Origin of the sequence: Sorangium sp. So ce381 (genome assembly GCF_051473845.1) — a bacterium.
Lineage (GTDB): Bacteria > Myxococcota_A > Polyangia > Polyangiales > Polyangiaceae > Sorangium > Sorangium atrum.
The window spans coordinates 11,946,251-11,968,760 of record NZ_CP150336.1 but is presented as its reverse complement, the minus strand read 5'-3'; the positions used below and the strand labels follow the sequence as shown (position 1 = coordinate 11,968,760).

The following is a 22,510-nucleotide window of genomic DNA, read 5'->3' as shown; positions in this document are numbered from 1 at the left end:
AGCCGGCGCCAGGCGCTCCCTTGCGGCGGACGCGCCGCCGTTCGCTGTGTCTCTCTTGGAGTTCTCGGGGCTGGGCTTCCGCGCCGGGTAGACAGGGAATTTCGATGAGCGTTGCAAAGGTGTCGGACACTCATTTTCGCTTACCCATCGTCAACTCGGCGCCGAAGATCCACGACAACAACAAGAGCCTGCTGGAGTCGCTCCTGGCCGACCAGCAGAAGCTCACGGCGGTCGAGAAGTTCTCCAGGATGCACGAGGAGCACGCGCTCCCGGCTCAGTCCAAGTACTACCGCGACCTCATCCCGCTCGAGAAGCCGAAGCCTGGCCAGCAGTACGGCTTCGAGGTCGACCTCGACGCGTGCACGGCCTGCAAGGCGTGCGTCACCGCCTGCCACAGCCTGAACGGCCTCGACGACAACGAGGTGTGGCGCTCGGTCGGGCTCCTCCACGGCGGCACGCCCCAGACGCCGGCGCAGCAGAGCGTGACGACGGCGTGCCACCACTGCCTGGACCCGGCGTGCATGTCGGGCTGCCCGGTCAAGGCCTACGAGAAGGACCCGATCACCGGCATCGTCAAGCACCTCGATGACCAGTGCATCGGCTGCCAGTACTGCATCCTGATGTGCCCCTACGACGCTCCGAAGTTCAACGCGGAGCGGGGGATCGTGCGCAAGTGCGACATGTGCAGCGATCGGCTGGCCAACGACGAGGCCCCGGCGTGCGTGCAGTCGTGCCCGAACGGCGCCATCCGGATCACGATGGTCGACCAGCAGCAGGCGGTGCAAGAGAGCCAGACGAGCCTCTTCTTGCCGGGGGCGGCGGCGCCGGAGATCACGATCCCGACGACGACCTACAAGACGCAGAAGTCGCTCCCGCGCAACATGCTCCCCGCGGACTTCTACCAGGTGAGCCGGGAGCACTCCCACCCTCCGCTCGTCGCGATGCTGGTGCTGACGCAGCTCTCGGTGGGCGCGTTCTGCGTGAACCTGGCGCTCAACGAGCTCCTCGGCGCGCAGGCGACGCGGGATTTCGGCGGCCACAGCGCCACGTTCGCGCTCGTCTTCGGGATCGCCGCGCTGAAGGCGAGCCTCTTTCACCTCGGCCGGCCGCAGTTCGCGTTCCGGGCCTTCCTGGGCCTCAAGACGTCGTGGCTCAGCCGGGAGATCCTGGGCTTCTCGCTCTTCGCGGGCGCCGCGACGCTGTACGCGGCGTCCTTCTGGGTGCCTGCCATCCCGGCGCTCTCGATGTTGCCCCCGATCGGGCCCCTGCAGGCGCCGCTCTCCTATGCGGTCGCGCTGAGCGGGATCCTCGGGGTCTTCTGCTCCGTGATGGTGTACGCCGCGACGCAGCGGGAGCACTGGCGCGGGGCCCTGACGGGCTTCAAGTTCGCGACCACGGCGGCCATCCTCGGGAGCTCGACGGTCCTGATGATCGGCCTGCTCCTGAGCGCCGAGCACGCGGCGCTGCTCCTGACCCGGGGCTTCCGCGGGCTGAGCGCGTTCCTGTGCGTGGCGACGGCGCTCAAGCTGCTCGTGGAGCTCTCGATGTTCCGGCACCTGCGGAAGCGGAGCCACTCGACGCTCAAGCGGAGCGCGATCCTGATGACGGGGGAGCTGAAGGGCGCGACGGGCTGGCGCTTCGCCTGCGGGGCGCTCGGCGGGATCGTCCTGCCGGCGCTCAGCCTCTTCTCGGCGCCGAACAGCGGCGTGAGCTCTGAAGTCCTGATGGCGATGGCGGTCGTGGCGTTCCTGTTCTGCCTCGCGGGCGAGTTCCTCGAGCGGTACCTCTTCTTCGCAGCGGCGCCCGCCTCCAAGATGCCCGGAGGGCTCTCCTGATGACGACCAGCGATGCGAGCGATGCGAGCGATGCGAGCGATGCGAAGAAGACGTCTCCGGCGCCCAAGCAGGTGGACAACCTCCTCTTGCAGCGCAACGGGCCGCTGACGCGCGAGCTGCTCCTCACCCCTGGCGAGTTCGGCCTCGGGAGGGTGCCTGCGCGGCTCAAGCCCGACCAGACGACGACGGTCGTGTGCGGGTTCTGCTCGACCGGGTGCGGGCTGAACGTGCACCTCAAGGACGGCGAGGCGATCAACCTCTCGCCGAACACCGACTATCCCGTGAACCTCGGGATGGCGTGCCCGAAGGGCTGGGAGGCGCTCACGCCGCTCCGCGCGACCGATCGCGCCACAACGCCGCTCCTCAGGAACGCGCGCGGGAAGCTGGAGCGCGTGGAGTGGGACGTCGCGCTCCGCACGTTCGTCGATCGGTTCAAGGCGATCCAGGACGCGCACGGCAAGGAGTCGGTCGCGTTCATCAGCACCGGGCAGATCGTCACCGAGGAGATGGCCTTCCTCGGGGCGCTCGCGAAGTTCGGGATGGGCATGCTGCACGGGGACGGCAACACCCGGCAATGCATGGCGACGGCGGTGGTCGCGTACAAGGAGGCGTTCGGGTTCGACGCACCGCCCTACACGTACCGCGATTTCGAGGAGTCCGACGTCGTGGTGCTCGTCGGCTCGAACCTCTGCATTGCCCACCCGATCATGTGGGAGCGGCTCTGCAAGAACAAGAACCGCCCCGAGATCCTCGTCGTGGATCCGCGCAAGACCGAGACGGCGATGGCGGCGACGGCGCACTATGCGCTCAATCCGAAGTCGGATCTGACGCTGTTTTACGGCATCGCCCACATCCTCATCCAGCGAGGGTGGATCGACCAGGGGTACATCGACGCGCACACGGTCGATTTCGAGGCGTTCAAGGCGAGCGTCGAGGACTTCACGCCGGCGCGGGTCTCCGAGACGACGGGGCTCAGCGAGGCGCAGCTCGCGTCGTTCGCGGAGAAGATCCATAGCGGGAAGCGGGTGTCGTTCTGGTGGACCATGGGCGTCAACCAGAGCCACGAGGGCGTGCGGGTCGCGCAGTCGCTCATCAACCTGGCGCTGATGACGGGGAACATCGGCCGTCCCGGCACCGGGGCGAACTCCATCACGGGCCAGTGCAACGCGATGGGCTCGCGGATGTTCAGCAACACGACGGGCCTGTTCGCCGGCCACGACTTCACGAAGGAGGAGCACCGGAAGAAGATCGCCGGGATCCTCGGTATTCCGGAGGAGGTCATCCCGACCCGGAACAGCCTGGCCTACGACCAGATCATCGAAGGCATCTTGAAGGGGAAGATCAAGGGCCTCTGGATCATCGCGACGAACCCGGCCCACTCCTGGATCAACCAGGAAGACCTGCACGAGCTCCTCGGCCGCCTGGAGTTCCTCGTGGTGCAGGACATGTATTCCACGACGGAGACGGCGGAGCGCGCCCACCTCGTCCTCCCGGCGGCCTCGTGGGCCGAGAAGGAGGGCACGTTCATCAACTCGGAGCGGCGCATCGGCCTCGTCAAGAAGGTCGCGCGGGCCCCGGGCCAGGCGCTGGCGGACTTTCACATCTTCCAGCTGGTCGCCCAGTACTGGGGCTGCGGCGAGCTGTTCAAGGAGTGGAAGAGCCCGGAGGCGGTCTTCCAGATCATGAAGCGGCTCTCGAAGGGGCAGCCGTGTGACATCACGGGCATCGAGGGCTACACGATGCTCGACGAGCGCGGCGGCATCCAGTGGCCCTACCCCGAGGGGGCTGCCTTCGAGACGAACGAGCGGCGGCTGTTCGAGGATGGCCAGTATTACCGCCCGGATCAGAAGGCGAAGTTCACCTTCCAGGCGCCCCGCCAGCTGCCGGAGCCGACCGACGAGCAGTATCCCTTCACGCTGCTCACGGGGCGAGGGAGCTCCAGCCAGTGGCACACGCAGACGCGGACCAAGAAGTCGGCGGTGCTGCAGCGGCTCTATCCGAAGGAGATCTACGTCGAGCTGAGCCCTGTCGACGCGAAGAAGATCGGTATCGAGATGAACGAGTGGGTGGTCATCGCGTCCCGCCGCGCGGAGATCAAGGCGCGGGCGTTCGTCACGAACTCGGTGAAGCCCGGGGAGATCTTCGTCCCGATGCACTACGAGATCACGAACAAGCTGACGTTCCCGGCCTTCGACCAGTACTCCCGGCAGCCGTCGTACAAGGCCTGCGCGGTGAAGGTGCGGCGGGAAGAGGATCGCGGGTAGCCCGCCCCGGCCTCCGCGAGGACAGCCTCCGCGAGGGGCGCGCGGCGCGCGGGAGGCGCGCTCAGCCGTGCGAGCCCCGCCGCGTGCGCGCGACATCTTGCCATCGCAGCGGGCTGCGGGCCCTCGGCGCGGCCAGGCGCACGCCGCTCGCGGCCGGCGCCGGGGCGCTCAGGTGCCCGCTGCGCAGGTAGTGGGCCAGGAGCGTGTCCAGCAGCTGGGCGCTCATGGGGGGACACGCGATCGCCGTGCCGGCCAGCCCATCGATCGTGTTCTGGCAGTCGAAGGCGGGCATCTGCGCGTACAGCTCCCATCGGGTCAGGTCGCCGTGGACCTTCTCGGTCAGCATGGGCAGGAGGGGAAGGAACGGGCTGTCGCCCGATCTCTGTATCCACGCCAGCAGCTGCTCGCACCATTGCGCGTAGGGCAGCCGCACGAGCGGGTAGCCGCGGGACACGAGCAGGTCGAAGAAGCCGTTCAGATCGAGCCGCTGAGGCGAGGGGGGCACCAGGTGGAACGCCTTCCCCGGCGAGCCCGGCCGGCAGGACAGGCGCACGATCGCCCGGCTGACGTAATCGACCGTCACGAATTCCTTGCTCTGCGCGGGGAGGTCGGGGGCACATCCCATCTCGACGCAGCCTTTGATCATCCTGCTTACGAAGTCGGCCACGTTGGCGGCGCCCGTCTGGCTGTGACCCAGGATGAACCCGGGGCGGAAGACGGTGACGGGCACCCCGCGCGCGTGCGCGAGCCACACGAGCTTCTCGGCGACCCACTTGCTCTGGGAATACCCCATGTCCGTGTGGAGGTGGTCCACCCAGCGATCGGGATCGTCGCTCTCCCGCACGGTCCGGGCGCCGGTGAAATAGCCGATCTGGCCGATGGCCCCGATCGTCGAGACGTGATGCACGGGCTTCGTCCTGCGCAGGCAAGCGAGCCGCAGGATCTCCTGCGTCCCCAGCACGTTCGCCGCCTTGTGGGACGCGTACGGCTTGATGTAATTGACCTCGGCGCCGGCGTGGTAGATCGCGTCGATGCGCTGCGCGAGCGCCTCGAAGCAGGCCGGGGTGAGCCCGAGCAGCGGCTCCCTCAGGTCGCCAGGCACGGCGACGATCCTCGCGCTCGCCGCGGGATCCCAGAGCGAATAGGCCTCCAGGCTCCGCCGGAGCCTCGCCAGGCCTGCGGCGGCGTCGGGGGCGCGGACCAGGCAATGGACCGTGGCGCCCGTCTGCTCGAGGAGGTCGCGCACGAGAAAGGCGCCCAGGAACCCCGTGGCGCCGGTGAGGAAGACGTGGCGAGGCGGAGCGCCCGTGTCGACGAACGAGCCGCAAGGGCGGATGTCGGGGGCGAGGGCGGCCTCCGCGCGGAGGTCGACCGCGCCCATCGACGCCCTGGCGCCGCGCGCCTTCCAGCGCAGCGCCTCCTCGACGGCGCGGGCGAGCCCGGCCAGGGTGGGCGACTCGAACAGCCGGCGCGCGGGCACGTCGACATGAAAGACCGTCCGCACCTGGAGGAGCACCTGCGCCGCCAGCAGGGAGTCTCCGCCGAGCTCGAAGAAGTCATCGTCGACCTCCGGACGGTCGGTATGGAGGACGGACGCCCAGATCTCGGCCACCCGGCGCTCGATCGGAGTGCGGGTGCTCTCCGGCTCTCCGGTGTGCAGCCGGCCGGCGTCGGGCGGCGGCAGCGTCTTGCGATCGACCTTCCCTGTCGCGGCGAGCGGCAGCGATGGCACAACGACGAACGCGGCCGGGATCATGTAGTCGGGCAGCTTCTCCTGCAGGAACCGGCGCAGGCTCCTCGACAGATCGCGGGACGCGGGGCCGCAGCTCGCGGGGCCGCTGCTGTCCGCGCCGGCCTCCGATCCCTGCGACCGATCCCCGCACGGGGGGCGCGACGGAAGGCCGCCCGAGCCGAAGTCCGAGACGACGTACGCCACGAGGCGCATGTCGCCGGGCGCGTGCTCGTGGAGCACGACCACGGCCTCGCGCACGGAGGGGCACGCGCACAGCGCCGCCTCGATTTCGCCGAGCTCGACGCGGAAGCCGCGGATCTTCACCTGGGCGTCGATCCGCCCCAGGAAATCGAGCGACCCATCGGCCAGATAACGGACCTGATCGCCCGTCCTGTACAGGCGCTCTCCCGGCTCCTCGGGCAAGGGGTTCTGGACGAACGCTGCGGCGGTCAGATCGGGTCGGTTCAGGTAGCCTCGGGCGAGCCCGTCGCCGGCGACGTAGAGCTCACCGGGGACCCCGACCGGCACCGGCTGGAGCCGGCGGTCGAGGACATAGGCGCGCGTGTTCGAGATGGGCCTTCCGATCGGCACGCGGGAGGCGCCCTCCGGGACCGCGCGCACGAGGTGAGCCGTGGAGAACGTCGTGTTCTCGGTCGGACCGTAGCCGTTCACGAGGTGCTTCGGGGGGCCTTTCAGGAGCACCTCTCTGGACAGCGTCGGATTGAGCACGTCGCCGCCGACGACGAGGTAGGAGAGCCCCTGAAAGGCGTCCGGGCCCACTCGCGCGAGGTGGTGGAAGAGCGCTGTCGTCAGGAACAGGACGGTGATGGCTTCGCGGCGGAGGAGCGCAGGCATCGCTTCCGGCGACAGCAGCGTCTCGTGAGACACGATGACGAGGCATGCGCCGTTGAGCAGCGCGCCCCAGATCTCGAACGTCGACGCGTCGAAGGAGAGGCTGGAGGCGTGGGCCACGCGATCCGAGGGCCCGAACGCCACATAGCCGGTGTCCCGTACGAGGCGGACGACCCCTCGGTGCGGGACGGCAACGCCCTTGGGCCGGCCGGTCGAGCCCGATGTGAACATCACATAAGCGAGATCGGTCGGGGCAGCAGGAATGGCGGGGTTTCTGTCGTCGCCGGGCGCGCCGTGGTCCTCGTCGAGACACATGACGTCCCCGCGGAAGTCGAGCCGCGTCACCAGCGCTCGCTGCCCGAGCACGAGGCTCACCGCCGCGTCCTCGAGCATGAAGCGCAGCCGCTCGTCTGGATAGCTCGGATCGAGGGGCACGTAGGCGCCGCCTGCCTTGAGGACCCCGAGCAGGGCGACGAGCGCGCTCGACGAACGTTCGACGACGACGGCCACGCGCAGCTCGGGGCCGGGGTGGCGCGCGGAGATCCGATGAGCGAGCCGGTTGGCGCGGCGGTTCAGCTCGCGGTAGGTGAGCGCCTTGCCGCCCTCGATGACAGCGATGGCGTCGGGCGTCCGCGCGACGTGCTCCTCGAAGAGCTCATGAACACACGCCTCGCGGGGGTAGGCGGTCCGCGTCGCGTTCCAGACCACGGTCATCCGGCGCCGCTCCTCCGGCGTGAGCAGCGGAATCTCGGCGATCGGCCGCTCGGCGTCCTCCGCGACGCCCGCGAGCAGGAGGCCGAGGTGGTCCAGCAGCCGCTCGATGGTCCCGGGATCGAACACGTCGGTGCTGTACGTCATCGTCGCGGCGAGCCCTCGCTCGGACGCCGTGACGGACAGCGACAGATCGACCAGCGTGGCCGGGCGGGGGCGCGAGCTCCGCGCCCCTGTCGCCGCCCGGATCGCGGCGCGGCGCAGGACAATTCCGGGTCGCGCGAGCTCGAAGGTGGTCTGGAACGTCGGGTGATCGTTTGGGTCCTCCGCCGCCCGGGGCTCCGCGAGCGGCTCGGCCGGAGGCATGTGCCGGGGCCCCTCGGCCGAGGCGATCTGTGCGGCGATCTGCGCGAGGAGGTCTCGAAAGCTGAGCTCCTCGTCGATGCGGGCATGCAGGACGAGCGGATGGCGGGGCCCTGGCGCCGCGCGCCAGCCCCACCGGCCGCCGCGGCGAGGCCAGGGCGTCCCGATCAGGATCTCGCTCTGAAGGGTATGGCGGTAGAGCAGCGCCGCATAAGCCGAGAGAAGGGTGACGAAGAGCGTCGCGCCCGAGCCCCGGCGCACGCGGTCGAGCTCCAGGGCGAGCCGAGGCGGCAGCTCTCGCGACACCGACGCGCGACGTCGCGAGGGCGCGGGCGGGCGTGGGCGATCGGTCGCGAGATCGAGCGCGGGGAGCTCGCGCGGGAGCTCCCCTGGTGCGTGGGACAGACGAGCTTTTGTCGCGTGAGCGCGCATGATCGAACCTCCCCCTTGAACTGCAGAGGACGATGCGTGGGAGCTCAGACGGTCATCGAGCGTGCCTTGCGCTTCAGCGCGTAGGCGATACCACTTTGCAGGGTGCCGCAGGTGACGAGCCCTCTGAGCTCGGTGCCAAGATTGACGAGCGCCTGCGCGACGACGGGGCGGACGCCTGACAGCACGACGTCGGCGCCGAGCAGCCTCGCCGCCTGCGCGACGCGGACCAGCGCGGCGGCCACCTCTCCGTCCACGGCTTTCACGCCGGTGATATCGAGTATCGCCACGGCCGATTGCTTCTCGCCGAGCGCGTTCAGGAGCGTTTCCAGGATCTGCTGCGCGCGCTCCCGGTCGATCGCCCCGATGAGGGGCATCGCGATCACGCCGTCGGCGATCGGGATGAGCGGCGTTCCGAGCTCCCGGAGCGCCGCCTGCTGCGCCTGGATCACCCGCATCTGGGCGAGCGTCTCCTCCTCGTACCGGAGCTGCTCCGTGATGTCCCTGAAGAACGCCGCCATGCCCGTCGGCTCGCCCGCCGGGCCCAGGACCACGAAGGCGGTGGTCTGCCCCATCCAGTCGCTCCCGTCGGGGCGCCGGATCTTGAGGACGCCGCGCCATGCGCCGTCCTTCATCAGGGTCGGCAATACCTCGTCGGAGAGCTGGCGGAAGGTTTCGGGCGCATAGAAGTCGGTCAGCCCGCAGCCGACCGCGCTGTCGCCGAAGCCGCTCATCGCCTTGAAGGCGGTGTTGGCGTAGACGACCTGCCCGCTCATGGACGTCAATGTGATGCCATCTAGCGCATTGTCAATCAATGTCTTCGACACGCCGAGCTCTTCGGCCTGGCGGCGCTGCTCCACCTCCATGTCCTTTCGACCTGTGATGTCCTGGACTACGCTCATGACCTGGCGCGGCTTGCCGGCGCCGTCGCGGGCGAGGACGATCTCGCGCCGGGTGACCCAGCACCAGGACCCGTCGGCCTTGCGCAGCCGATACGCGAGCTCCGCCGAGTCGCTCGCCTGGCCTTCTCCGGCGTGATCGAGCTGCTCGCGAGCCCGGGTCTGGTCGTCGGGGTGCGCGAGCGTCACGAACGCATCGAGGCCCGCGAGGCCCGCCTCGTCGGCCTCGTATCCGAGCTCGCCGGCCAGCGAGCGGTTCTCGTAGAGCTTTCGCTGCTCGACCGGGTCGTGGACGCAGAGCAGGTACGGAATTGCCTGTAGCACCGCGTTCGCACGTCCGAGCTCGGCACGCAGATCTCGCTCGATCTGCTCTAGCCTGGACACACGAGCGCGCAGGGCGGCAAGCTCGCCATGATGCGAGTGGAGAACCGTCTCGTGAGGTTCCATCGATTTCCCCCAATGCTGGCTGCTGGCAAAGGTCAGGCGGCGGCGGTGAACAGCTCGCCTCCACCTGCGACGCTACACCTGATGGGACGCCTTAGACAGCATCAATCTCGGCATGAAGAGCGTCACAGTGGGGACAGCAGGGCCGCTGATGAATATTGTCACAGCGAGGACGTTTCTCGCTCTCCTTCAGCCATGATTCGATCAATGGCTCGGTCCACCGCTTGGTTACGCGCGCGTCTCCGACGGAGCGAGCGCGCGACTCGCGACGTTCGGTGCGCCGCATGTCCAGTGTCCCAATCGTGCGCTCGTCGCATGCACATGGTCAGAAGGCACCTGACACCGAGACCACCCGTGCGGCGCTCTACTTTCCTGTGCGCCATTCTGGGCACCCCGCCGTCCGCGGCATCCTGGCGGCCCCCCCATCAGAAAAGTTGGCGCCCGCTCTGATCCGCTTACGCACGATCAGATCACCAATTTTGGGGAGCGGATACGGGCTTTGATGAGAGCGCACTCAGAACCCTTCAAAAGGGGCCCGGAACGTTTGGCGGACGGGGACGGCGACACGAAGGCTGCTCCCGGTGATCACGATGCACTGTTCCGAGCGATCTCGATGCGGCGATCTCGGTGATCACGATGACGTGAAATCCGGACGCCTCACCCCTCTGCCAGGGTGCACGAATTTTCCGTCCTACCCGTTCGCCTGGGCTCGTTGCGCCTCGACCTCTGCGCTCCAACGGCACCGTCGAGGCTGCACCATTTGCGGAGATCGGTCGATCGTCTTGCACGGACATAAATTGTAATACGAATTACTTCTTGACGCCGCGCTCCGTCGAGAAAACGGTCGCCACATCCAAAGCGAGTGAAGTTCAGCGTACATCCGCGAATGAAACTACAGTTTCAAGGTGCGCGCGTCGGGCTCAGACGTCGCCCTGATGCCTGCCGACGATCGCAACCAGCACAGAGCCAAGGCTTGCCGCTGGTCGCGAAAGCGTACGGAGGACGTGGCCTGGGCTTGACCCTAAAGGAGAGTCCATGAAACGATCGGTTTCGCACACCCTGCTGGTGCTCGTGTTTGCGCTATGCTCCATCGGAGCGAAGAAATGCACCTCTCAAAGCGGCGAGTCGCTTCCACCTTCGGACAAGCCCTTCTGTTACACCGACCCGCCGATCGGCTGCGCCGCATACTGCCAAGACGTGGGAGTGGTCGCATTCACGCCCGCGTGCAGCCACATTTCGGCCGGTGACAGGGAGCTACTGTTCGAGTTCACCGTGATAAACCGCGCAACAGCAGAGCAACTCAACGGAAACCAGGTTTGCCCACAAACCGATCTGTCATTTTTCCTGACGCCCTGCCACCTCGACATTATTCCTCAGGAATGGCCGAATCAGGACCATGAGTATTGCCAGCCTGTACCACCAGGGTGTCCTCTATAGCAGCGAGAAGTTGCATGACAATGCGCAGATCCATTCTATTCGCGCTCGTTGCCGGCATCATCGGCATCTTGATCGGGCGCGCCGTGCCGCGCGATACGCGAGTCGCCGAAGCGCTTGAGAGCACATCGCCCTCGCGGTCGACCACGGCATCGTTGCCCACCATCGAGGCGCCTACCCGCGGCAGCTGCAGGGCTGAGCGCACCGAGCTCGCCTCGACGAAGGCGCAACTGGCTATCTGCATGGCCTTCGTCGCGCCGATCCACAAGACCGAGCCGTCCAGTGCTCACGAACGATCTCAGCAAGACTCTCCAGAACTCGATCCCGTCGACCCGCAACGCACGCCGAGCGCCGCAGAGATCCGGCGAAACCGTGAGCTCTTGGACAGCTATTCCGAGGCTGTGATCGTCCAGCATCCCAACGGGACGACTGGCGTTTATAAGCCGGAAGAATGGCCGACCGACGGGGATGGAGTGGTTGTCGCACGAAAGCTGCCGAGTGGGGAAATCGGATGGTATGCCGGACCAGATGCCGGGCCGCGTTCGGACCCTGCCGCGTTCCGGCCGCTCGAACTTCCAAAGATAGCGCCGCCCACCATTGCGCGTGAATTGGACGGTACGCTCACGGTGAATGGGAAACCTGGTGCACCGGCCTTGCAACGCATGTTCCCCGGTAAGCAAAAGCCGGCATCGCCCTAGGCGCTTGAAGCCCGACGCAAACCTGCTCGATCGTCTAGTCGTACTTGCCTGGCTCGCGCGACGAACACCCTTTTTCTGGGCCTACGGCCTGTCCGAGGAGCACAGTATCCCAAGCCGCCGTGGTGAGGCGATAGGACTCGCGGTACTCCTTGCCTCCAACTCCTCACCCCGCTTATCTCAGGCGACCAGGCGCAGCCCTCGCCTCGCCTCAAACCCCGCGCGGGAACTCGCCTAGCGGCGGGAAGCGCGGGTCCTCCGTCGGATCGGGCGACGGCGGCTCCGGCTGCTCCGGCCCTGGATCCCCCGGGTTCGGCGGCAGCGGGGCATCCTCGTCGTCGCCGGGAACGTCCGTCTTTGCGAGCTCATGCGTGCGGTGGTTCATGATCACCGTCCGCTGCAAGTTTCAAACCGCATCGCACGCGTATCCCCCTGCTTGACGCACCCGCCTGGTCCCCCTGATCTGCAGCCAGCGTGCTCTCGATCCGCCACGATCCCTTCCCGCTGGAGGCCGCCCGCGACCTGCTCGGCATCGTGCGCGCGCTCTACGCCGAGGCGCGCTCCCGCGGGGCGAGCGTGGCAGATCTCCACGCCATCGCGGCGGTCGGCGACGACCTCCGGCAGGCGATCGCCCTCGCCGAGGCCCATCCGCCCGGCACGCTCGGCTTCTCGTCGGCGTGGGCCCGCGCCGAGCGCGCGGCGGGCCGCGTCGGCGAGCTCGCGGACGCGCTCGCGCCCGCTGCGCCCATCGTCCGCGCCGCCCTGGCGCGCGTCGGCGGGGGCAACCTCACCCCCGGCGGCTGAGCGCCCCCGCTATCGGGTGGTCCGGCGCGACGGGCCAGGCGAGCGCGCGCGACGCGGCCGCGCAGTAGGCGGCCAGGCGCTCGCGCGGCACCGGGGGGCGCGCGCCGAGGCGGCCGAGGTTGTCGACGAGCAGCTCGAGGCAGGTGTTGCCCGTCCGCTCCCCGACGCCGAGCGCCGTGGCGTGGACCCGCTCGACGCCGCTCGCCACCGCCCAGAGCGCGGCCGCGAGGCCGAGCCCGCGATCGTTGTGGCCGTGCCAGTCGAGCTCGATCCCGGTCGCCCCCAACGCGCCTAGCTCGCGCCGGGCGAACGCGACGAGCGCCTCGACCCCCGGCGGGGTGACATGGCCGGTCGTGTCGCAAAGGCAGAGGCGCGCCGCGCCGGCGTCGACGGCGGCGCGGAAGAGCGTGCGGAGCATGTCGGGCGGCGAGCGGGTCGCGTCCTCCGCGACGAGGCAGAAGGGCAGGCCAGCCGCCGCGGCCGCCCGCCCGGCCTCGTCGACGCTGCGGGCCAGGAAATCAGGCCCCCACCCCTCGACGAAGTGCCGGATCGGCGAGCTGCCGATGAACGCGTAGACCATGATCGGCGCCCCGGTGCGCTCGGCAACGCGGGCGACCTCCTCGACGTCCGCGGCGAGGGTCCGCGCGGCCGCGGTCAGGCCGAGCGGCAGGCGGGACGCGACGATCTCCCGGGCGAGCAGGCACGCGTCGTCGAACTGCCGCGGCCCGGTCGCCGGCATGCCGAGGTTCACGACGTCGACGCCGACGCTCGCCATCGCATGGAGAAGCTCGATCTTGCGCGCGCGCGACGGGTTCACCGTGGAGACGCCCTGGATGCCGTCGCGCAGCGTCTCGTCGAGCACCTCGACCGGCCGGGCTCCCCGGCCGAAGGGCAGCCACGCGTCCCCGTCGGCACGCGCGGCGCCCCACGCGTCGGCGGCCAGGCCGCCGGAGGGCGGCTGCTGCCCGCCGGAGGGCGGCTGCAGCCCGCCGGCGGGCGACAGCTGCCCGCCGGAGCCGGAGGGCGACGGCTGCCCGCCGGAGGGCGACAACCGCCCTCCGGGGCGCGGCGGGCGCTCCCCTGGCGCGGGCTCGGCGCGGTTCCAGTCGAAGGGGGCCGCGGCGCCGGGATCCCGGCCGTCGGCGCTCATGCGCTGCATCTCATCTCGAATCGAAGGGGGCTCTCGGCGTGGCGCGGGCGCGGCGCACCGCGTCGATCCGCGCTGGGGGAAAGGTTACTTCATGTCGGCCGCCGGAGCAGGTCCCAGCAGCGCACGGCGAGCGCCGCGCCCCTCGCCGCGAGCGCATCGAGCCGGCGCCAGGCGTCCACGCCCGCAGGACCGGACCACCGCGCCCGCCGGCGGGAGCGGCTTTCCGCGCGGAGAGCAGCAGCGTAAAAAGCTGACCAAGGAGCAACTTGCTGCTCCGGGACACCTGCCGCTTCGGGAGCTTCGATCATGCACAGGCTTCGCCTGCCGATGACCGCGCTGGGATTCCTCACGATCGCCACGATCGCCCTCTGCGCCGGCTGCTCGCCCTCCGAGCGGAACTTCGCTTCGGCCGGGGGCGGCCAGGGCGGCGGCGCTGGCCACGGCAGCGCCGGCGCCGGCGGCGAGGGTGGGGCCAGCGGCCAGGGCGGCGCCGGCGGCCACGGCGTCGCGTGCACCTCGCCGAAGGACTGCCCCGCCGGGGAGAACGCGGCGCCCACGTGCGAGGACGGCGTCTGCGGCCTCGCGTGCGACGCGGGCTTCCTCGACTGCGACGCCGCGGCGCCGGGCTGCGAGGCGAGCGCGCGCGATCCCCAGCACTGCGGCGCCTGCGACCGCCGCTGCGCGATGGAGTGCGTGGACGGGGCCGACGGGGCCTTCTGCAACGACCCGGTCGAGATCTCGGCCGGGTTCGCCCATACCTGCGTGCTGCGAGGGGACGGCAGCGTCTGGTGCTGGGGGAGGAACACGTTCGGGGAAGCCGGAGCGCCGATCGATGAGCCGAGCGTGGCCTGGCCCGCGCGGGTGTCGCTGCCCGGCAAGGCGGTCCACGTGGCGGCGGGCGGCGGATACTCGCGCACGGACAACAGTGCCCCTGCGCACTCCTGCGCGGTGATGGAAGACACGACGGTCGTCTGCTGGGGAAACGGCCGGCGCGGACAGATCGGCAACGGCGCTTATCTCGATTCCGTCGGACCGACGCGGGTGACGAGCCTCATCAACGTCGTTCAGATCTCGCTGGGCGCGGCGCACTCGTGCGCCGTGAAGACGGGCGACGAGCTATACTGCTGGGGATCCGACGAGGAAGGCCAGATCGGCAATGGCGCGGCGGAGCAGTCGAGCTATGCGACGCCGCTCCTCGTCCGGAGCGAACTCCGGCAGGTCGCGGCCGGCCAGGATCACACATGCGCCATCAAGGCCTCCGACGGGGGCGTGCTCTGCTGGGGCAGGAACTTCGATGGACAGCTCGGCAACGGCGGGCAGGAGAGCTCGCCCTCTCCGGTGAACGTCCTCGCGCCGCTCGCGGCGGGCGTCGACGAGGTGGCCGCGGGCGACCGGCACACGTGCGCGCGCAAGGGCGCCGAGGTCTACTGTTTCGGCAACGACTACAACGGCGCGGTGGGCGCCAATCGCTACGGGCCCGTGCCGGAGCCCACGCTCGTCGCCGTGCCGCGCGCGGCGCGCATCGACGTGGGCCGCGAGCGGAGCGGCGCGGTGTCCGGCGACGCGCGGGCGCTCAAGATGTGGGGAGTCGCCTACCTGGGCAACGGAGACGGGATGCTGTCCACGCAGCCGGTCGACGTGCCCATCGACGGGGTGGCGCAGCTCGCCGGGGGCTACCAGCACACGTGCGCGCTGAAGGCGACCGGCGAGATCCTCTGCTGGGGCGAGAACGCCGAGGGGCAGCTCGGCGTGGGCCAGGGGGTCGGGGATCAGCCGTCGCCGGTCGCGGTCAAGTTCGAGCCCTGAGCGAGGGCGGCGCTCGCTTGCCAAGCGGGCGCTCTTCTGGTGTAAGGGCTGGTGTCGTGAAAACGTCCGCGCGCGGCCGCTCCACTCAAGGGGGCCTCGGGTGGACCACAACCTGGTGGGGAGCTCATGAGCGCGGACGTTCTTGCCATGCATTGCGCAGCGCTGCCGGCCGCCCGGGCCGTCGGCTTCAAGGGCACCGAGGCGCTGTGCCGGCCGTTCGAGCTCGACATCCTGTTCACCGTGCCGGCGGGCACCGACGTCCGCGCCGCCGTCACCGCCTCGGCGACGCTCACGCTGCAGCGCGGGGGCAACCTGCCGCCGATGTGCTGGCACGGCGTGTTCGTGCGCCTGCGCCTGCTGCGAGAGTCGGGCGAGCGCGCGCTCTACCAGGGGTCGCTCATGCCCAGGCTCTGGCTCCAGCGCCACTCCGTGCGCAGCTTCGTCCACACGAAGAGCAAGATCGACGCCTTCCTGACGAAGACGCTCACCCACGGTGGCCTCTCGACGAGCGACTTCCGGTTCAGCATCGACACGGACCGCTATCCGGAAGAGGAGTTCGTCTGCCAGTACCGGGAAAGCCACCTCGACTTCACCCATCGCTGGCTCGAGCGCGAGGGGCTCTACTACCACTTCGAGCACCCGGTCGGCGACGACGGCGCGGAGGTCATGGTCATCGTCGACAGCAAGGATCAGCACGATCCGCTGAGCGGGGATGGCAGGGTCCGTTACCATCCGACCTCGAGCAACGATGTGACGGCCGGCGAGTGCTTCCGGGAGGTGTACGTCGATTTCAGCACGCTCCCTGCCGCGGTGCTCATCAACGATTACAACTATGCAAACCCGGCCGCCTCGGTGTCGGGGGAGCACACGGTGTCCAGGAGCGGCCGCGGCGAGGTCCGCGAGTACGGCTACCGCGTCTTCACGCAGGACGAGGCGACGCGGCTGGCCCAGGTCAAGGCGCAGTCGATCGCGTGCCGCGAGCTCACCCTGCACGCGACCGGAAACGCCACCGGGCTGCGGGCCGGCTACATCTTCGAGCTGGAGGACGGCCCTTCGGACATGCCGACCCGCTACCTCGCCGTCGAGGTGCGGCACACAGCCGCGATCACGAGCGGCTCCCTCGATATCACGCGCTTCACCGGGTTGGAGGCGAACGAGACGTACCGCGTCGAGGTCGTCGCGATCCCCGCCGACGTGCAGTTCAGGGCGGCCCAGTCGACGCCGTGGCCGCGCATCTACGGCTTCGAGAACGGCGTCGTCGACGGCCCGAGCGAGAGCCAGTACGCCCAGATCGACGACCAGGGGCGGTACCTCGTCCGCTTCAACTTCGACGCGAGCGAGCTGCCCGACGGCTCCACGTCGACCTACCTGCGCATGATGCAGCCGCACGGAGGCAGCATCGAGGGATGGCATTTCCCGCTGCGCAAAGGGACCGAGGTCATGGTGTCGTTCCAGGGCGGCGACCCGGACCGGCCGGTCATCGCCGGCGTGGTGCCGAACGCCCACCGGCCGAGCACGGTGACGAGCCGCAACCAGACACAGAACGTGCTGCGCACCGGCGGCAAGAACCACATGGTCGTCGAGGATCTCGAGGGCAAGCAGCACATCGACCTGTACACCCCCGTCGGCGGCACGAACCTCCACATGGGCGGCCCCACCCGTCAGGCCTTCGTCGTGCCTCCCCTGACGCCGGACGCAAACCCCACGATCCAGGCCGTCGACTGCATGTTCTACGTCTACACGGACGGCAACGCCGGCTTCAACGTGTGCGGCGACTGGTGGCAGAACGTCGGCGGCAAGTACTACGTCGACGTCAGCGACAACGCGACAATCCACTACGTCGGCATCCACACGCTCAACGTGGACGGCGATTCGAACGAGTTCTACAACAGCCATCAGAACGTCACCGTGCACTCGGGCCGCACCGATACGGTCCAGGCGGGCGGCATGACGCAGGACATCCATGGGGGCCTCACCCAGACCATCGAGCCCGGCGGCAAACAGGAGGTCACGGGCAGCTGGCTGCACAAGGTCAGCGCACAGAACCACGACGATTACGGCGAGTGGAAGACGGACGTGGGCAAGGGGTGGACGGCGGACATCAAGGGCGCGTGGTCGCACACCGTGAAGGGCAACATCACGATCGAGAGCACGAGCGGGACGGTCACGGTGAAGAGCCCGACGAAGATCACGCTCGACGCGAAGGAGGTGAGCATCACGGCGCCGGCGAAGGTGTACAAGCACACCAACGCGCTCATCGAGACGTTCTATACGAAGAACTCGGCCGGCGTGCACAAGTGGGACAACACCGCGATCAACATGTCGATCAACATCTCGAAGGTGGAGGCCACCGCCATCGCGGCCTCGAGGATCGGCATGAAGGCGGACAGCGTTGGCATCAAGGTCGATCACGTCGGCATCGCGAGCAAGAAATGCGGCGCCGGGCAGGACGTCAAGGCGTTCAGCCTGCGCCAGGCCGCCGCGTCCATCTGCACGTACGGCTTCAAGAAGCTGTGAGGACGCTGTGAGGACGGGTGACCCGTGCGAGGGGCGCCGCTCGGCCGCCCAGGGGAGCGACGACGCGCCATGAAGGTCATCAAGCCCATGAAGATGCCCGTGCTCCACCGCGTGATCGAGGTGGCGCGGAAGCCGACCTTCCATCTCGGCGCCATGCTGGCGTTCCCGCTGGCCGAGCCCCGGGCGCTCCTCGACGAGCTCTCGTTCTGGACGGCTATCTCCACCCAGCTCGGCGCGCAGGGCGTCATCGACGAGGGCATCGCTAAAACGCGCGGCGAGCTGCTCGTGTGCGGCCACTTCTTTGCCCCCGGGGGCAAGCCGCTCCCCGCCTCCTACGTGCGCGCGCGGGTCGGAGCCGTCGACAAGCGCCTCGCCGTCGTCGGCGATCGCTTCTGGCAGGGCGGCGCGCCGTCGCCCCCTGCGCCGATCGCGACGCTGCCGATCGACTGGGCCCACGCGTTCGGCGGCCCCAGGTACGACCGGAACCCGTACGGCAAGGGCGCAGAGGCGATCGAGGTGAACGGGCGCGCCGCGCAGCCGCTGCCGAACGTCGAGCGCTACGGGACTGGGTTCATGATGCGCGCCCCCTCGGAGCGCCCGGAGCCGGCGGGCTTCTTGCCAATGGACATCACCTTCGCGCAGCGCAGGAAGCGCGCCGGCACCTACGACGACGACTGGCTCAAGGAGCATTTCCCCGGCTTGCCCCCCGACGCGGATCCGACGTTCTTCAACGTGGCGCCCGAGGATCAGTGGATTGACGGGTTCTTCCGGGGCGACGAGGAGCTGTCCGTCGAGAACATGCACCCGAGCGAGCCGCGCATCGACGGGCGTCTCCCGGGGCTCTCGGCGCGGAGCTTCGTCACGCAGCGGACGAGGGACGGCGAGCGTTTCCACGAGATCGCCTTGCGCTGCGACACGGTGTGGCTGTTCCCCGCGGCCGGGCTCGGCGTGGTCATCTTCCACGGCACGCTCCCGATCGCCGAGGACGACGCGGCAGACATCGTTCACCTCGTGTGTGCTTGCGAGGACCCGTCATCGCCCCGCCCCGCCGAGCATTACCAGCACGTGCTCGCGCGTCGGCTCGACAAGGACAAGGGCGCCCTCGCGGGCATCTCCGACAGCGACCTGATGCCACCGCGCGCCTCGGGGGTCACACCCAACGTCAGCCTCGGCGAGATCGACATGGGCCGGTGGCTGAAGGGCGACGATCTGGCCCTGAAGAACGCGCGCCGCGGCCAGGAGCGGCAGCTCGCGGAGACGCGCGCGCGCCTCGAGGCCGCGGGGATCGACCCGAAGGACCACGGCGCCGCCGAGCTGCCGCCAGCCGAGGAGCCGCCGCCGCTCGACGATCTCGACGCGCTCGCCACCTTCATGGAGGAGCAGTCCGCGCGCGCGGATCTGGCGTTCGACAGCGTCGACGCAAAGCAGGCGGAAGCGCGCGAGAGGGCCCGGGAGCTCTATGCGGAGATGGGCCAGGACTACGACGCCGTCATGGCCGAGGCCGAGAAGACGGGCGGCGGCCCGCCCAGGTTCTCGGCCGCCGCCCATCTCGAGGAGCTGCGGTCGATGGCCGAGGAGGCCCGCGCCGACGGGGGCGCGCTGGAGGACCTCGAGCAAGCGATCGCCGACCCGGGCTACCGAGCGCAGATCGTGCAGCAGGAAGAGCGCCTGCGCGAGATGTACCGGAGCTTCGCGCACCTCCAGCCGGCGGCTGGGGCGATGGATCCCGACGCCTCGGCGCGGGCGCGAATCGTCATCTCGCTCGCGATGGAGTCGAACGAGAGCCTCGCGAACCGTGACTTCACGGGGGCGAACCTGGCGGGGATGCGCCTCAACGGCGTCGATCTGTCGGGCGCCTTCCTCGAGGCGGCCGACCTGTCGGGCTGCAATCTCTCCGGCGCGAACCTTGCCGGCGCCGTGCTCGCCAGGGCGAACCTCGGCGGCGCGGACCTGACCGGAGCCCGGCTCTCCGGCGCGAACCTCGGCGGCGCCGTGCTGCGCGACGCGATCCTCGATCGCGCCGACCTCACCGAGGCCGTCCTGAACCGCACCGAGCTCGCGGGCGCGCGGTTCGCCGGAGCCAACCTCACCGGCGCCGACTGGCTCGAGGCGAAGATCGGCGCGGTCGATCTGTCGGGCGCCCAGCTGGGTCAGTGCAACATGCTGAAGGCGGACCTCACCGGCGCGCGCTTCGCGGGGGCGGACATGTCGGATGCGAACCTGGTCGAGTGCACGCTGGACGACGCGGATTTCTCGCGAGCGACGCTGCTCAAGACGACCTTCGTCAGCTGCAGAGGAGAGCGGGTCTCGTTCCGTGAAGCGCGCTTCCGCCAGGGCGCCATCGTGCACGGATCAGCGTTCCCCAGGGCGGATTTCCGCGACGCGGACATGGAGAAGGCGAACCTCCGCGGGACGGCGCTGGAGGGCGCGCGCTTCGACCGGGCCAACGTCGGCGGCGCTGACCTGTCCGAGTGTGACGCCGCCGGCGCGAGCCTCGAACGCGCGGTGCTGAAAGGCAGCCTGCTCATCCGCACGAACCTCGCGAACGCATCGCTCCTCGGGGCGAACCTGATGGACGCGCTCGCTTCGAAGGCCCGCCTCGCCGGCGCGAACTTCACGGGGGCGAACCTGGCCCGAGCCGATCTCTCCCGTGTGGTGGGTGACGGCCGGACGACATTCGCGGAGGCGGAGGTCGATCACGTGCGCTTCTTGCCGACAGCGGACGTCCCTCCGAGGAGCGGCGCATGAATCGGGACGAGCTCTTCGACAAGATCCGGCATGGAGAGCCGGTCCGGGGCGAAGATCTGTCGCACCTCGCGCTGACCGGCGCGGATCTCTCGGGCGCGTTGTTCGAGGAGGTGCGGTTCCCCGAGGCGCTCGGCGGCGCGCGCCTCGAGGAGTCCGTCTTCATTGGCTGTGATTTCACCGGGTGTGATCTGACGGGCGCCGACCTGCATCTCGCGAGCGTCTTCCGATCGAGCCTCGACCGCGCGCGCTTCGATCGCGGCAAGCTCATCGCGGCGAGCTTCACCGAGTGCTCCGCGGCCGGCGCGTCGCTCGCGGAGGCCGAGGCCCCGCTCGCGAGCTGGGTGAAGACGTCGCTCCGGGGCGCATCGTTCGCCGGCGCGAACCTCGACCGCGCGAACCTCGTCGAGATCGACGCCGACCAGACGGGCTTCGCCAGCGCGAACCTCGAGAAGGCGACGCTGTACCGCGCCGACCTCCGCACAGCCGACCTCACAGCCGCAAATCTCACCTTGACCACGCTGGTCGAGGCCAAGCTGGGACCGAAGAGCTTCGCTGGAACAAGGCTGTTCCGGACACAGTTCATGAAGAGCGACCTCGCGGGCGCGAGCTTCGCGGGGGTCGATTGCGCTCAGTGCAACTTCATGGGCGCCGACCTTCGCGACGCCACGTTCGAGGGTGCCCATGGGCCGCAGTGCTTCTTCGGTGAGGCGAAGCTGCCGCGGGCGCGCCTCGTGAACGGTAATTTCGCGCAGGCGGTCTTCGAGAAAGCAGAGCTCACCAGGACGAACCTGTCCGGCGCGACGCTGGAGGAGGCCTACTTCGGTCGTGCGCTCGCGCTCGGAGCGTCGTTCGTGAATGCGAAGCTCCGCGAGGCGGATTTCTCTCACGCCGACGTGTCGGGCGCTGATTTCTCGGGAGCCGGCCTCCACCGCACCCGGTTTCATCTGGCGAAGCGCGCAGGCGCGGCGCTCCCCCGCGGCGCGGGCTGGCTCGGCGACGATGAGGCCCTGGCCCGGCTGGAGATGTGGCAGCCCAGGCACGGCACGGCGCGCGAAGAGGAGAGCCAGGGCGTCGTCAGCCCTCGCGACGCAGGGACACCCGATGAACGCCCCCAGAGACGATGATTCGCGGAGAATCTCCGCCGCGCACACGAGGAAGCGAGAGGTCGACAGATCATGACAGCAGCGAAGAAGCTGGCCAGCCCAGAGACCTACATGGAGACGGGGCGCGTCGAGCGGGTCGGCGCGGCGTTCGCGGTGCGGCTCTCCTCGGGGAGCTGCGAGGCGCGGCGCGCGAAGAGCTGCCTCGTTGCGCCCGACGTCGGGGACAAGGTGCTTTGCGCCATCGAGCCGGATGGGGTCTATGTGCTGGCCGTGCTCGACGGCCGCGAGGGCGCGCCGACGAAGCTCGCGACCGACGGCGATCTGGTGGTGCAGGCCCGTGGGGGACGTTTCGCGGTCTGCGCCTCGGAGCGCATCGACATCGCGAGCGCACGCGAGGTCGCCGTGACCGGCGCCGAGGTGCAGGTACGCGCCAGGAAGGGCTCTGTGGCGATCGATGAGCTCGGGTTCTTCGGCAGGCTGGTGCAAGCCGAAGTGACGAAGATCGCGCTCATCGCGCAGGAGGCCGACACGGCGCTCACGCGTTTGACACAACGCGTCAAACGTGTGTTCCGCTTCGTCGAGGAGATCGATCAGACGCGCGCGGGCACCATCGATCTGCGCGCCCAGAACCTGGTCGGCATTCGCGGCGAGAACGCGATCATCTCGGCCCGTGTCCTCGCCAAGGTCGACGGCGAGCAGATCCACCTCGGCTGATCGCTGCGCC

The 22,510-nt window shown here is 69.3% G+C and carries 14 protein-coding genes; 10 read left to right on the top strand and 4 right to left on the bottom strand.

The features are described from left to right. The first annotated feature begins 104 nt into the window (after window positions 1–104). Window positions 105–1,835, top strand: coding sequence for a DmsC/YnfH family molybdoenzyme membrane anchor subunit (locus WMF29_RS44860; RefSeq protein ID WP_437326168.1), 1,731 nt, complete (start codon window positions 105–107; stop codon window positions 1,833–1,835). Next, on the top strand, window positions 1,835–4,099 hold the full coding sequence (locus WMF29_RS44855; RefSeq protein WP_437326167.1) for a molybdopterin oxidoreductase family protein: 2,265 nt from the start codon (window positions 1,835–1,837) through the stop codon (window positions 4,097–4,099). The genes WMF29_RS44860 and WMF29_RS44855 overlap by 1 nt, the downstream gene beginning before the upstream one ends. A gap of 61 nt (window positions 4,100–4,160) precedes the next feature. Here the strand turns inward: WMF29_RS44855 and WMF29_RS44850 are convergent, their stop codons facing one another. Next, window positions 4,161–8,189 (bottom strand): non-ribosomal peptide synthetase, encoded by a 4,029-nt coding sequence (locus WMF29_RS44850; protein ID WP_437326166.1) that lies wholly within the window; start codon window positions 8,187–8,189, stop codon window positions 4,161–4,163. A gap of 44 nt (window positions 8,190–8,233) precedes the next feature. Continuing rightward, a complete protein-coding gene (locus WMF29_RS44845; protein ID WP_437326165.1) occupies window positions 8,234–9,409 on the bottom strand; it encodes a PAS domain S-box protein in 1,176 nt (391 codons plus the stop codon). Window positions 9,410–10,564: 1,155 nt separating this feature from the next. Between WMF29_RS44845 and WMF29_RS44840 the strand changes: the two genes are divergently transcribed. Together WMF29_RS44840 and WMF29_RS44835 are read left to right on the top strand one after the other, a co-directional pair. After that, window positions 10,565–10,966 carry a hypothetical protein gene (locus WMF29_RS44840; protein WP_437326164.1) on the top strand — a complete coding sequence of 134 codons (402 nt, stop codon included), beginning with the start codon at window positions 10,565–10,567 and terminating at the stop codon, window positions 10,964–10,966. Window positions 10,967–10,980: 14 nt separating this feature from the next. Next, window positions 10,981–11,661: a hypothetical protein gene (locus tag WMF29_RS44835; RefSeq protein ID WP_437326163.1), complete on the top strand. Its 681-nt coding sequence runs from the start codon at window positions 10,981–10,983 to the stop codon at window positions 11,659–11,661. A gap of 208 nt (window positions 11,662–11,869) precedes the next feature. On the opposite strand, the gene WMF29_RS44830 is transcribed toward WMF29_RS44835, so the two are convergent. Continuing rightward, window positions 11,870–12,043 (bottom strand): hypothetical protein, encoded by a 174-nt coding sequence (locus WMF29_RS44830; RefSeq protein WP_437326162.1) that lies wholly within the window; start codon window positions 12,041–12,043, stop codon window positions 11,870–11,872. Window positions 12,044–12,132: 89 nt separating this feature from the next. Here WMF29_RS44830 and WMF29_RS44825 point away from each other — a divergent pair, with 89 nt between their 5' ends. Further along, window positions 12,133–12,462, top strand: coding sequence for a hypothetical protein (locus tag WMF29_RS44825; protein WP_272096180.1), 330 nt, complete (start codon window positions 12,133–12,135; stop codon window positions 12,460–12,462). Here WMF29_RS44825 and WMF29_RS44820 read toward each other — a convergent pair. Beyond that, complete coding sequence (locus WMF29_RS44820) at window positions 12,446–13,612, bottom strand: 2-isopropylmalate synthase (protein ID WP_437326161.1); 1,167 nt, start codon at window positions 13,610–13,612, stop codon at window positions 12,446–12,448. The genes WMF29_RS44825 and WMF29_RS44820 overlap by 17 nt on opposite strands. Window positions 13,613–13,918: 306 nt before the next feature. On the opposite strand from WMF29_RS44820, the gene WMF29_RS44815 reads away from it, so the two are divergent. The 5 genes from WMF29_RS44815 (at window position 13,919) to WMF29_RS44795 (ending at window position 22,500) form a co-directional block, all read left to right on the top strand. Continuing rightward, entirely contained in the window at window positions 13,919–15,418 is a 1,500-nt protein-coding gene (locus WMF29_RS44815; protein ID WP_437326160.1) for a hypothetical protein, read from the top strand. A 147-nt stretch (window positions 15,419–15,565) separates the two neighbouring features. After that, a complete protein-coding gene (locus tag WMF29_RS44810) occupies window positions 15,566–17,935 on the top strand; it encodes a type VI secretion system Vgr family protein (protein WP_437326159.1) in 2,370 nt (789 codons plus the stop codon). A gap of 69 nt (window positions 17,936–18,004) precedes the next feature. After that, on the top strand, window positions 18,005–20,683 hold the full coding sequence (locus WMF29_RS44805) for a DUF2169 family type VI secretion system accessory protein (protein ID WP_437326158.1): 2,679 nt from the start codon (window positions 18,005–18,007) through the stop codon (window positions 20,681–20,683). Beyond that, window positions 20,680–21,807: a pentapeptide repeat-containing protein gene (locus WMF29_RS44800; protein WP_437326157.1), complete on the top strand. Its 1,128-nt coding sequence runs from the start codon at window positions 20,680–20,682 to the stop codon at window positions 21,805–21,807. The genes WMF29_RS44805 and WMF29_RS44800 overlap by 4 nt, the downstream gene beginning before the upstream one ends. Before the next feature lie 51 nt (window positions 21,808–21,858). After that, complete coding sequence (locus tag WMF29_RS44795; RefSeq protein WP_437326156.1) at window positions 21,859–22,500, top strand: DUF3540 domain-containing protein; 642 nt, start codon at window positions 21,859–21,861, stop codon at window positions 22,498–22,500. Window positions 22,501–22,510: the final 10 nt, after the last annotated feature.

Bases quoted from the DNA above. Each gene is read 5' to 3' on its own strand.
- WMF29_RS44860 (WP_437326168.1), top strand. From the start codon at position 105: ATGAGCGTTGCAAAGGTGTCGGACACTCATTTTCGCTTACCCATCGTC.
- WMF29_RS44855 (WP_437326167.1), top strand. From the start codon at position 1,835: ATGACGACCAGCGATGCGAGCGATGCGAGCGATGCGAGCGATGCGAAG.
- WMF29_RS44850 (WP_437326166.1), bottom strand. From the start codon at position 8,189: ATGCGCGCTCACGCGACAAAAGCTCGTCTGTCCCACGCACCAGGGGAG.
- WMF29_RS44840 (WP_437326164.1), top strand. From the start codon at position 10,565: ATGAAACGATCGGTTTCGCACACCCTGCTGGTGCTCGTGTTTGCGCTA.
- WMF29_RS44835 (WP_437326163.1), top strand. From the start codon at position 10,981: ATGACAATGCGCAGATCCATTCTATTCGCGCTCGTTGCCGGCATCATC.
- WMF29_RS44830 (WP_437326162.1), bottom strand. From the start codon at position 12,043: ATGAACCACCGCACGCATGAGCTCGCAAAGACGGACGTTCCCGGCGAC.
- WMF29_RS44820 (WP_437326161.1), bottom strand. From the start codon at position 13,612: ATGAGCGCCGACGGCCGGGATCCCGGCGCCGCGGCCCCCTTCGACTGG.
- WMF29_RS44815 (WP_437326160.1), top strand. From the start codon at position 13,919: ATGCACAGGCTTCGCCTGCCGATGACCGCGCTGGGATTCCTCACGATC.
- WMF29_RS44810 (WP_437326159.1), top strand. From the start codon at position 15,566: ATGCATTGCGCAGCGCTGCCGGCCGCCCGGGCCGTCGGCTTCAAGGGC.
- WMF29_RS44805 (WP_437326158.1), top strand. From the start codon at position 18,005: ATGAAGGTCATCAAGCCCATGAAGATGCCCGTGCTCCACCGCGTGATC.
- WMF29_RS44800 (WP_437326157.1), top strand. From the start codon at position 20,680: ATGAATCGGGACGAGCTCTTCGACAAGATCCGGCATGGAGAGCCGGTC.
- WMF29_RS44795 (WP_437326156.1), top strand. From the start codon at position 21,859: ATGACAGCAGCGAAGAAGCTGGCCAGCCCAGAGACCTACATGGAGACG.